The organism is Sphingomonas sp. CFBP 8765, from assembly GCF_014841445.1.
Taxonomy (GTDB): domain Bacteria; phylum Pseudomonadota; class Alphaproteobacteria; order Sphingomonadales; family Sphingomonadaceae; genus Sphingomonas; species Sphingomonas aerolata.
In genome coordinates this window covers 48,182-59,414 of sequence record NZ_JACYTY010000010.1, presented here as the reverse complement: position 1 = coordinate 59,414, position 11,233 = coordinate 48,182, and the positions used below count along the sequence as shown (strand labels likewise).

Below are 11,233 nucleotides of genomic sequence, written 5' to 3'. Positions count from 1 at the left end.
AACCAGTTCGCGCGTGAGCGCTTCGTCGCTGCCGAGCATCGCAGCTAGCCGTAAATCATGCGCTGATTGTGCATCGGAATTATGCATCGCGGAAGTGCCTGCATTCCGGCCATTTTTAAGTTGATGCAAAACTTGTGAATTTTGCGTCACAAACGCCAAGATCGAGGACTGCCAAATAGCCTCAGGCGAAATCAGATCGTTGTTACGGATCGACGATCTTCGAAAGTGTAACTCAGCCCAGCCGCCAGTGCCTCCCTCGTTGCGTGTACGGCGTCTTCGCCGCTGAACGCCGTTGGCAGCATGACCGTGGCTTCAGCTTGGCCATTTGGAAGCGTCTTGGGGCCGGACACTGGCAGAGCAGGTCGCAGCGCACCCTGGAGAGAGACAAAGCGCTTCACGTCGACCGGCGAGCCAACAACCGTCAATCGCTTCTGCACCTGCGTAGTTGTGCTAGATTTTTGGCTGCACCCCGTCAGGGTTGTGAAAGCGACCGCCGAGGCCAACAAGACATGTTGTAAACGCATCGTCTTCTCTCCCGCACCGTTGAGTGACGTACGGTGGCATAGAAGACAGATGCTCGCAATTGTGCGTCAGTTGACCAGCATCCGCTTCTCCCTCTGATGCAAAAATTTTGATTTTCGCATCACGAACGGCGGCTTTGGGGATCGGCGGGACAAGCCTCGAATGACCGACTTTGGGCGAAAGCGGACATAGGCTTGTCGCGTAAGTGCTAGCTTTTGCAACACGATGTGATCGGATGCGACTTTTAACGCGTTGCAAAAGGGGTTCCATTTGCAACGCTGGAACTGCCTATCGCCAGACATTGATGGAATCACGCGTTGTATTTCTTCCTTGTCTGGCATGGTCCGCAAGGCCACGGCCTGCGGCGCTGTCGTTCCGGCGAGGACCGGGATGGGGAGGGAGAGCGAGAATCTACCGCTGGCGCGGGCGGGCTGCCTTAGATCGCTCGACGCCCGAAGGCGTCGCTAAGTGATTTTGGCAGACTACACGGGCGGTCGATTGTCGTTCGGGAACGAAAGGGCAGCGCCCTTGGTGTTCCTCTGTCTTGGCTGACCAGCGCGTGCGCTGTTCGGCCGGGAAAATACGTCACGCATCGCGTGTCTGAACGCGACTAGCGATCGTCACCCGAAGGGCGGAACCCGCTTACGGGGTTCCGTGGAGCGGTGCGCAGCACCGCGGAATAGAGCGCGAGCCGAAGGCAGGCGCCCACCATATTACGCGCCATCAACAGGTATGGGATTGCCTTATCACCACGGAAGATGAGGGATATGTTGCACCCCAAAAACCGTAGTCGCTATGCCGCCTAGAAGGTACATTAGCGAATTCAAACCGGGAGCATGAAGCACTGATACAACAGTGCAGACTTATAACGCTTTGCCTCAACAAAGAGCTTCATTTGCTGATTAGGGGACTCAACCACGACAACACCTCTCACGGCACCGTGTATATCGCGGGCCTAAAATAAAGAGCGATTACAAAGAGAAGTGTCAGTAAAAAGTTCAAGAGCGGTTACAGTCTGGCCCATCATTGAAATGGCGAGCCGGGTCTTCTGCGTCAAGGGATAGCGATCAGAACCACCCGATAGCCCTAGCAACAGCTAATCTCGCGCCTGCAAAACCTAAAGGCCAACCGCGCATGACCATTATCGCAAGGATGGTCCATCCGGGACCGCCCTTGTCGGTGATCTGGTTCAAAATCGAAGCATGATGTTGGTTCACAAGCCTAAACGTGGATGCCCGCAAGAGCGCGTACGGCGTCGTGGGCATAGGCAGAAGAGCACCCCTGATTCTTATTAAATGAAGATTATTTTCTTACATAGGCCCTACAATAATCCAGAAGCCGTATTCGTAAGAAATTGCGTTAGTTCACCTTCCTGCCGGTCCATACGACCCGCCCGATCACCCGAATGCTGTCGAACGGGCATTCGCCCCAGGTAGGATAAGCCGGGTTGTCGCTCGCGATGGTCAGCAGACCCGAGGAGGGATTGAGCGCTAGGCGTTTCACCACCAGCGCGTCGTCACGTTCAAGCACGTAGATGCCATCGCGAAGCGCTGAGGTGCCGTCATGCGCACTGACCAGGATCTCGTCGCCATCGGCGAGCGTCGGCATCATCGAGTCGCCGCGCACGCGTATGATCGATAGCTTCTCGAGTGCGGCCTGCCCGATGTTGCGTAACCATCGGCGATCAAAGCTGTAGGCAGCAATTAGATCCTCTCCGTCAACCGAGGCACCAGGGCCAGCCGATGCACGGACGTCGAGCTTGCGTATGCTGACCAACTTACTCGCTGCTGCATGTTCAGACGGCGCTCCTAGCCTAGCCTCGTCGACGCCTAGAAAATTGGCAAGCAGCTTGCGGTCACGCTCTTCCAAGAACTGCGGTGAACCACGTTTGACATACTGCTGAAGGTAGGCGGCGTTGCGCCCTAACATCTTGGACAGCGCCGCGTAGCTGGCCGGGCTGGATGTAACCAAACGCTCCAACTCGGCACGAGCGCTAGCCGCATCAACAGGAAGATCCGTTTTCATATCGCAGGCATATTCACATAAAGGGTTGTAGACAAGTAGGATTTCACGTGAGAACAGATCAGGAACATTGATTCGAGGTGTTCCATGCTGTTGCGGCGTATTGAGCAATATCTAAAAGAATGTCGAATGCCTCCGGCGCGGTTCGGACGCCTAGCGGTTGGCGATCCGAACTTCGTGTTTGACCTGCGGGACGGACGCGAGCCGCGCGAGCGCACGGTGCTGCGCGTGTGCGCTTATTTGGATCAAGCCCGGCAGGAGTCCTTCCGGTGAGCTGGCCGAACGTTCTCTCGCACTGGCCGAGCATCGCCACAGCTGGTGCAGGCTTGGGGATGGGCGGGCTGCTCAAGACCCTGCTTGATCACCGTCGAGCCACCCGCCTTCAGACCGACGAGGTGGCTATGAGCCTCGTCCAGCAGCTCACCCGCCGAGTTGAAACTGTGGAAGCCGGTGCTGCGCAGGAGCGCGTGCTCTGCGACGCTAACCTCGCCGTGCTGCGGCACAGGGTGAACAACCTGTCAGGTTCGTTTGGCAGCCTGCTGCTGATGATCGAGATGGCACCTGACCGTGCGCGCGAGTTCGCCACTAGGATTAAGGAGCAGCGTGCTATGCAAGAACAAACGGAAGCGACCGAGAAGGCAAGCTTGGCAGCGGCCGCGATCACGGGCGCATGTTCCAAAGGCGTTGGTGTATGACAGCCCTCTTGGACGTCGTGGAAGCGATCAAGGGCAGCCCGCTGGTTTCAGCCGACATCGACGCAATCGAGCGAGCGATGCTGCCGAGCGGATTTGGCCCCCTGCCCTTTGCGTGTGTAGCTCCGGGCGTGTTCGCGGCAACGAAGCGGCATCTTGAGGGGGAGGAGGGACGGGTCCGTTACGCCTATCGAGACCATCTCGGCTATCTAACTATCGGCGTCGGCCGGCTGATCGATGCCCGTCGTAATGGCCGGCTCCTTGATGCCGAGGTCGATCTTCTGCTTGCCAACGACATCGCCGCCTGCATCAATGCGGTGCAATATTGGCCAGCCTGGATCCGGATCCAGACAGATCCCATTCGCGCGACCGCGCTGCTGTCGATGTGTTTCCAGATCGGCGTCAGCGGCCTTGCACGATTCACGACCGCGCTTACCAAGATTGCAGCCGGGGAGTTCGACGCCGGCGCCGACGCCATGCTGGATTCGCTTTGGGCCGCTCAAACGCCGGCACGCGCCATGCGGGTGGCGTATATGATGCGCACCGGAGCACTACCATGACCGAACGCCAGGCGCTTATCGCGTTCTGCGTGCTGGTGGGTGCGATCTGCTACCTTGCAACCGTCGCCGCCTTACTCGCATGGCACGGCAAATACGCCGAAGCGCTTGGGTTCGGAGGGCTTACCACCGGACTAGTCGGTCTCCTTGGTACATTCCGACCCAAGGCGCCATTAAGCCTTACCGACCGCCCGAGTCGGCCGGCTCCATCACACGAAGGAACCAAGCCATGAAGGTCAATTTGAGCAGGCTGTTGAAGGTTGCCGGACGATTGGTCATTGCTGCCCCAGCCATTATCGATGCAGTCCGATCCGTGCTGCGCAAGCGGCCCAAGGCTATGCCTCAGTCTGGCCCCGTGCCCACGCCGCCAACCGATCCCAGTTAACAGTACTACGAGCTCGCTAGTTGTTTAGTCCCGGCATCTGGTGGATCGGATCGACGATGAACCTATCCGGCTCTGACGTCCAGATTTTGGCGATGTATCGTAAGGCGTGAGGCCACTAAGCGTCTTAAGCTGGCGAGCGAAATTGTAGGCCGCCATGAAGTCGGCGAGGTGCACCCGCAACTGCTCGTGGCTCTCGTAGTGAAAGCGTTTGACGGTCGCTTCCTTAATCGTGCGGTTCATCCGCTCGACCTGACCGTTGGTCCAAGGATGGTTGCCTCTATGCGTTGCAGCCGTCGATGCCGCATCTGACACGCTCAGCGCTGCACCGCTGCCTGCAGCGTCATGGTATATCCCGTCTGCCGGACATTGAGGGGGACAAGCCGAAGCGACAGCGCTTCAAGCGCTACCCGATCGGCTTCTTTCACATAGATATCGCCGAGGTTCAGACTGCCGAAGGCAAGCTCTACCTGTTCGTCGGCATCGACCGCACCAGCAAGTTTGCGGTCACCCAGCTCGTCGACAAGGCGGACAGGCGGACGGCTTGGGAGTTCCTCGAACTTCTGCTGAAAGCAGTGCCCTACCGCATTCACACGATCCGACCGACAACGGCATCCAGTTCGCCGAGCAACCGCGCAACCGTAACACCGCATGGTCGCGCCAAATGCGCTTTGACATGATCTGCGAAGCCAATGACATTGAGCACCGGCTTACCAAGCCGAATGGTCGAGCGGCAGGAGTGTATGGCGCCGGAATGCGACGATCGCTGCCTCCTCGGCTTCGGTCAAGGTCGTGGAGTGAGGGGCCTTCGGCCCGGTCTTCAAATCCTCAACCGTCGCTCGCTTACGCCACTTCGCCACTGTCTTCGGGTTGATCCCGAGCTCCCGGCTCAGCGTCGAGAGCGAAGCTTGAGATCGCTGTATTGCTCCCGTGGCAGGCTAGAGACCGAGCTGAGCGTTTTATGCCTTTCCCAGAACAAGATTCAGTAATCGCAACGGTGTGGGGAGGACACATCACACCACCAGAAGATTTTTCCGAATGCTTCTCTACATCATACGTGTGATTGGGCGTGTGATATGAAACCATTCTCAAGGTAGCTAACAATTCCTACAATATGTTTTGTCATAACGATTGTAGGACATCTGTAGGGTTAATCCCTTCATACGTTCCTAAGTCAGTGGTAACCCAAGTTTGTGAATTTTTTCGAACTAACCATTGGCTATAAAAGGATATCGAAGATGGATGATATTGTAGTTGTTGGCAAGAGATATGATAACGATGTTATTTTTGTAGACGTCTGGATTATTCAATCGGGTGGTCTTGAACCACACCCTACTATCTCGCCCATTCCTAATGGGCCGCCCCCAGAATATTTTAGTTATCCCCTGCAAATTCAGTGCACCTCACCAGAAAAGCTATCCAAGGCTGTATCCGATTACATGCGAAAAGCAGTTATTGGCTCTTGGTCGGAGGAGTACTCTATGGTGGTAGTGGCTGCCGGTAACGGCAAGTTTAAACTATTTCAGGACGATATTAAGACTACCAATGAGAGTACTCAAACCGTCCTTGTGCTTGCCCAAGGAGTACCTTCCGCTTTTCCTTTGGTTTTTCACAACCATCCAACCGGCCTTGTGCCAGATTACGACCTACTAAATCGCTATCCCAGCGCAACTGATTGGGCCACGGTTACTAAAAACGTAACCGACGGTAACCTTTTACCTAGTGTGAAAGTGGCAATCGCTGACGCATCTGCCAATGTTCGTATATATAATTATGCAGATAAGGCCTACTATACCGGCCTTAGTCAGTCTGATAAGATCGCTGGAGTTGGTCTTCCGGCACCTGTGCCAGATGCAGCGGGATGCGTAACCCTATGATTCTAGCGTCAGTTTTTTTGCTCGCCGTTCAGGCTTCTGGAGATCAAGCCCCGGGGCCGGGTGAGCATCGATGGCAAAAAATTGAGCGCTCTGTCTCGCTTGTATGCAGCGAAGAGAGTAAGTTTACGATTGCCATCGTAACTGCGCAAAGAAGCGAAATCAAGGAAGTTTTATACAACGGCATCCGGGTAATTACCCGGATGCCGGATAATTTTGATAAAATGATTGGTAATCAGCAAATCATCAATGCCGATCCGCTAGGTTGCTCCGGCAATAACGGTAAAGACGGATCAACTTGGGTTTTATCGACTTATAGTCCTAATCAAATTGGAAAAGTAGGCAAAGCCTTTGTAAGTGTTATTAGAAAAGCAATGGGTTGGGATATTATAATTACTGAATCTTCTGATTTTTCCTAAATACAGTCAGCGCATCCAATCATCAGCTATGTAATGTATTTCGGGTAAACCCGAGGACGTTGCGCGACGAAGCCCGCGACGACTTATGATGATGCTAGACGACGGCATATCATCCCGCGGCGATATTGGTCATCTTGAGCTTCTGCTTACCGGCACCAATCGCCGCCTGACCCTACCGCCCACGCCGACCTCGATCAGGACCATCGGGCTCTAGGCCACGCCGAACCTGTAAGTCTTCGTGCGCTTCCTGCACATGTCGCTCTTGCGCAACGGGCGGCATCCGCTCCCAACAGGGTAGCTCGCCATCGATTGCCGGCACGAGCTCCGCACCTCCGCCCCGGTCGAGCTTGATACACGCCACCCACGCTGCACTTTGCACCAGCCCGATTATGCCCTCGCTGCCAACTCCGATCCAAACCGCATCCGCTGGCCACCTGATCGCAGCCAATCTCGGCCCCGCTCGGCATGCTCTAGAGGCCGCCGGCTCTTGCAGACCAACTCATTGAACATGCCGCGCATCGTCACAGCCTGATGCCTCTCGCTGAACGGCCTTGCGCGTTGAGCGCGGCGCTCGTGCGCGGCCGACGGTTGGCCCTGCTTTACAGTCTGCTCAATTCCGACACCTGGCGCGCATAACTGCAGTGATTGACCCGCTCATTCCAGCCGGCCCGCTCCAAAAATCCTGACCCCATATTGCGAAGTAATATAGCTGCTCCTCGCCACGTCTTTATAGCGGACAAGAACTACACTATATAGCGCCTGCCGTGTTCTGATTAAGGCGAGCAATTAATTTTCGGATGGTCTGACCTGTTTGTCGTACGTTCGTGATTGCAAACGGTCTTTCCACACATTGGACCGCTAAACGGCGACAATGGGCAATATTCCAGACGTTCTTATTTTATGAACTGATAATTATTAGTATAATTCCGCTCATCGCACTATATTTTCCAAGCCTTGATCGCGATGCTAAGCATCTGCTCAGCTTCGCAATGTCATCACATAGTAAGCGCCAAATTTGTATCGGAACGCTTCATCTGCAAGACTTCTGTCTCGACTATCGACGATGAGCGACACGATCGTCACAGCCATCGTCGGCGGATCACTGATTCGCAAGTCGCCAGAGAGGTAGAGGCAGACGTGCCAGAAGGGCTTGCAAGATTTTCCGAGATGCCTGCACCGGCATGGCTGTTGCCACAAAGGCACATCATGCAGGTTTCGTGGGCCAAGCTTATAAACAGCTGTAACGTCTCATTATTTCTGAATATGACATAGGTGTCATATTCAGGGGGCATTAATGCAAAAGGCTTTGTTCTATCGTGCGTCGATCACCGCGATCGTGGCCGCAATAATGCCCACGGCGGGGCTTGCGCAAACCGCACCGGTCGGTGGTACGCAGGACGATCCAGCGCTGGAGCAAAGCTCCGGAACGCAGGTGGGTAGCACCACTGAAGTCAACGCAGATGGTTCGCCGATTACCGCCAACGAGGCCGCCAACAACGATATCGTCATTACCGGTTCGCGCATCCGGCTTCCCAATATTCAGAACTTGGAGCCGACGATTGGCATAAACCAGCGCTATCTGCAGGATCGTGGCATCACGAACGTCGCCGATGCATTGAACGAAATTCCGGGCATCAGGGGCAGTATTACGCCCGCCGGTGCGCAGGGATCATTTGGGCAGGGCGTGAACTTTGTCAACACGTTTGGTCTTGGATCGAACCGGACGCTGACGCTCGTCAACGGACGCCGCTATGTGTCCTCCAACGTCAGCAGCATCTTTAATCAAGGCAGCCAGGGGACCCAGGTCGACGTCAACGTCATTCCGACGCTGCTGATCAGCAACGTTGACTTTGTCTCGATCGGCGGCGCGCCGCTCTATGGCTCGGACGCGATCGCGGGCACGATCAACTATACCCTTGATACGCGTCTCAAGGGTCTTCGGGCGCAGGTAACAAGCAGCGTTACCCAGGAAGGCGACGGCTTCCGCTACAATGCCGCGATCGCTGGTGGCTTTGACTTCGCGGGCGGCCGCGGCAACATCACGTTGGCCTATACGCGTGACGAGCAGAAGGGCATCCTCGGCAACGCACGCGGCTTCATCCGCGATAATATCGGCGGCGCGGGCAACCCCACGACGGCTCAAGCGGCAGCGCTCGGCCGGCCGGCGGGAACCAGCTTCACCAATGATGGGCGCCTTAATGGCGGAATTGGCTTCAACGATTCCGCAACCGATGGCTTTCCCGGCACGGTGCAGGTGGTGGATCGCACCATCCCGCTGCTGACGCGTGGCGGCCTTATTACGTCGGCGTTCGCGAACGCCAACGGGACAGGAGCGGTCGGTGCGGCTACGCAGAATTTTCAGTTCGATCCGAGCGGCAACCTCGTTCCGTTTAACCGCGGAATCCGCTTCCTCAGCGTGCAGGAGGCAAGCGGCGGCGACGGATTTCGATTTAACGATTTCGTCCAGCTGACCAGCGAGCTGAAGCGCGACATTTTTAACGGCTTTGCCGCATTTGACGTGTCCGACGCGCTGAAGTTCTTTGCAGAAGGCACCTATTTCCATTCGCGCGGCGACGAGCTCGTCCAGCAGCCGACTTTTAACTCCAGTCTGTTTGGCGGGCTGAGCGGTGCCACGTCGTTCAGCGTCGACAATCCATTCTTGACGCAGCAGGCCGCGACCCAGCTCCGCGCTTTAGGTGTCAACCGGTTCAGCGTGTCGCGTGCCTCGCTTGATCTGTCTGATCCTACCGGTTTTTCGACCAACAACCTGTACCGCGGTGTCATCGGCGTGAAGGGCGACTTCGGCGTCGGAAGCCGCAAGTTCAATTACGAGGTCAGCGGAAACTACGGCCGGGTCGACATCACCGACACCGGCCAAGATCTGAACGCGCAGAACTTCATCAACGCTGTGAACGTAACACGCAATGCCGCCGGGCAGATCGTTTGCAATCCAACGCCGACCTTCCAGGCAGCACCTGGCGGGACGCCGACCGTCGATGCGGCCTGTGTGCCGCTGAACCTGTTCGGTGAGGGCGCCGCCAGCCAAGCGGCGCGCGACTATGTCATTTCTACGAACGTGACGACTAGTCGACTTGAGCAATATGTCTTCAACGCCAATGTCGGCGGCAGCCCCTTCGCCCTGTTCGGGAACGATGTCGGCTTTAACATCGGCTACGAGCATCGTGAAGAGAAGGCCAGCTTTACGCCTAGCGCATTCCAGCAGGCTGGACTTGGCCGGTCGGTCGCCATCTTGCCAGTCAAAGGCAAGTACAACGTGGATGAGGCGTTTGGTGAAGTGATCGTACCGCTTGTCACCGCGCAAAATAGCCTTCCCTTCGTCAACAGCCTCGATGTGTTCGGCCGCGGTCGCTACGTCGACAATACGGTAAATGGAGGATTCTTCGCCTGGGCGGCGGGTGGCCGGTACGCGCCGGTGGAAGACATCAGCTTCCGCGGCAACTACACCAAGTCGTTCCGCGCACCAGCGATCACGGAATTGTTCTCGCCGCAGACCAACGTGTTCACTACCGTTACTGACATCTGTTCGCCTGCGAACATCAACGCGGGCGCGGTGCCTCAGAATCGCGCCGCCAACTGCGGAGCGTTCCTGGCGGCATTCCCCAATGCCACCCCGCTGGATGCGGCGGCGACCACAGTTCCGGGCATCAATGGCGGCAACCCGCTGCTCGACAACGAAGTGGCGCGCAGCTTCACCTATGGCGTAGTGTTGCAGCCGCGCTTCATTCCAGGATTCTCGCTGTCGGTCGACTATATCCGCATCAAGATCAGTAATCCGATCTCTAGCCTCACGGTAGCGACGATCGCGCAATCCTGCTTCGACAACAGTAGCTTTAACGCTGCTGATCCGGCGAACGGCAACGCATTTTGTTCGCAAATCCGGCGCTACGCAGCTGGACAGGGCGGGACCGCCGCAAATGGCGGTGACCGCGGCGGGCAGGTCATCAACGATCCGGTCAATCCCGGCGTGACGAGCGGTTTCATCAACGGGAACCAAATCCGCTTCAGCGGTATCCAGGCGCAGATGGACTATATCCGTCCGCTGTCCGGATTGGGCCTGCCGGGCCGCGCGGGCATCGACGGCACGTTCTTCTACACCCGCCGGCGTGTGAACGACATCACCGGCGTGGCACCAGTCCGGATCGACGGAACATTGGGTGATCCAACCTTCCAGGGGCAGCTCAACGTCCGCTATATCGGCGAGGGGTTCGGCTTCACGATGTCGGCCAACTACATCGGCGAACAGTTGTTCTCCCGCGTGACGCGCGGGCCTGACATCCGCGAGGTCGACGAACTCAATGATTTCGTGCTGTTCAACCCCAATGTCTATTTTGACGTGGACCAGCAGTTCCGCCTGACGTTTTCGGTCACCAATCTGACTAATCGCAAGGGGCAGAACTATTTCGGCTACGTCCTACCCGCGAGCCAGCCCACGTCGGGCGCAATCGGTGGCGATCCAATCGGCCGTCGCTTTGCAGTAACTGCACGCGCAAAGTTCTGAACGATCGGCGGGTCGCCTGATACGGCGGCCCGCCTTCCAAAGAAGGTTTTAATTGAGATTGCAACGTCATGTTTGTCGAACACGAACTGTATCGCGGTCAGGCCACCTATACCGCTTTAGCGCCGTCTTAATGAACATGAGCACGACGCCCTTCCGCGAAGAGATCGTTAGGACGAACTCCCGAAGCAGAGCAGCAAAGTGCTCCGCCTCTCTTACCCTCTCAGAAGAAAGAAATATTTCTAACCT

The 11,233-nt window shown here is 56.5% G+C and carries 7 protein-coding genes and 3 pseudogenes; 6 read left to right on the top strand and 4 right to left on the bottom strand.

Going from position 1 to position 11,233, the window contains the following annotated elements; genetic code table 11:
- Nucleotides 1–191: 191 nt before the first annotated feature.
- Both IFT87_RS18460 and IFT87_RS18455 read right to left on the bottom strand, forming a co-directional pair.
- On the bottom strand, nucleotides 192–524 hold the full coding sequence (locus IFT87_RS18460; RefSeq protein WP_192191534.1) for a hypothetical protein: 333 nt from the start codon (nucleotides 522–524) through the stop codon (nucleotides 192–194).
- A 1,357-nt stretch (nucleotides 525–1,881) separates the two neighbouring features.
- Entirely contained in the window at nucleotides 1,882–2,655 is a 774-nt protein-coding gene (locus IFT87_RS18455) for a S24 family peptidase (protein ID WP_342211199.1), read from the bottom strand.
- Nucleotides 2,656–2,813: 158 nt separating this feature from the next.
- Here IFT87_RS18455 and IFT87_RS18450 point away from each other — a divergent pair, with 158 nt between their 5' ends.
- A complete protein-coding gene (locus tag IFT87_RS18450) occupies nucleotides 2,814–3,239 on the top strand; it encodes a hypothetical protein (RefSeq protein WP_192191533.1) in 426 nt (141 codons plus the stop codon).
- Nucleotides 3,236–3,796, top strand: coding sequence for a glycoside hydrolase family protein (locus IFT87_RS18445; protein ID WP_197975358.1), 561 nt, complete (start codon nucleotides 3,236–3,238; stop codon nucleotides 3,794–3,796). The genes IFT87_RS18450 and IFT87_RS18445 overlap by 4 nt, the downstream gene beginning before the upstream one ends.
- 398 nt (nucleotides 3,797–4,194) lie before the next feature.
- Here the strand turns inward: IFT87_RS18445 and IFT87_RS18440 are convergent.
- A pseudogene (locus IFT87_RS18440) lies at nucleotides 4,195–4,451 on the bottom strand (integrase core domain-containing protein); the annotation flags it as partial.
- On the opposite strand from IFT87_RS18440, the pseudogene IFT87_RS18435 reads away from it, so the two are divergent.
- Nucleotides 4,445–4,899: pseudogene (locus tag IFT87_RS18435) on the top strand (DDE-type integrase/transposase/recombinase); the annotation flags it as partial. The pseudogenes IFT87_RS18440 and IFT87_RS18435 overlap by 7 nt on opposite strands.
- Here IFT87_RS18435 and IFT87_RS18430 read toward each other — a convergent pair.
- Nucleotides 4,897–5,098, bottom strand: a pseudogene (locus IFT87_RS18430) (IS481 family transposase); the annotation flags it as partial. The pseudogenes IFT87_RS18435 and IFT87_RS18430 sit on opposite strands and share 3 nt — an antisense overlap.
- Nucleotides 5,099–5,413: 315 nt before the next feature.
- Between IFT87_RS18430 and IFT87_RS18425 the strand changes: the two are divergent.
- From IFT87_RS18425 to IFT87_RS18415, 3 genes are all read left to right on the top strand, one after another.
- Nucleotides 5,414–6,052, top strand: coding sequence for a hypothetical protein (locus tag IFT87_RS18425; RefSeq protein WP_192191532.1), 639 nt, complete (start codon nucleotides 5,414–5,416; stop codon nucleotides 6,050–6,052).
- Nucleotides 6,037–6,468, top strand: coding sequence for a hypothetical protein (locus tag IFT87_RS18420; RefSeq protein ID WP_192191531.1), 432 nt, complete (start codon nucleotides 6,037–6,039; stop codon nucleotides 6,466–6,468). The genes IFT87_RS18425 and IFT87_RS18420 overlap by 16 nt, the downstream gene beginning before the upstream one ends.
- Before the next feature lie 1,294 nt (nucleotides 6,469–7,762).
- Complete coding sequence (locus tag IFT87_RS18415; protein ID WP_249403447.1) at nucleotides 7,763–10,987, top strand: TonB-dependent receptor domain-containing protein; 3,225 nt, start codon at nucleotides 7,763–7,765, stop codon at nucleotides 10,985–10,987.
- Nucleotides 10,988–11,233 lie beyond the last annotated feature (246 nt).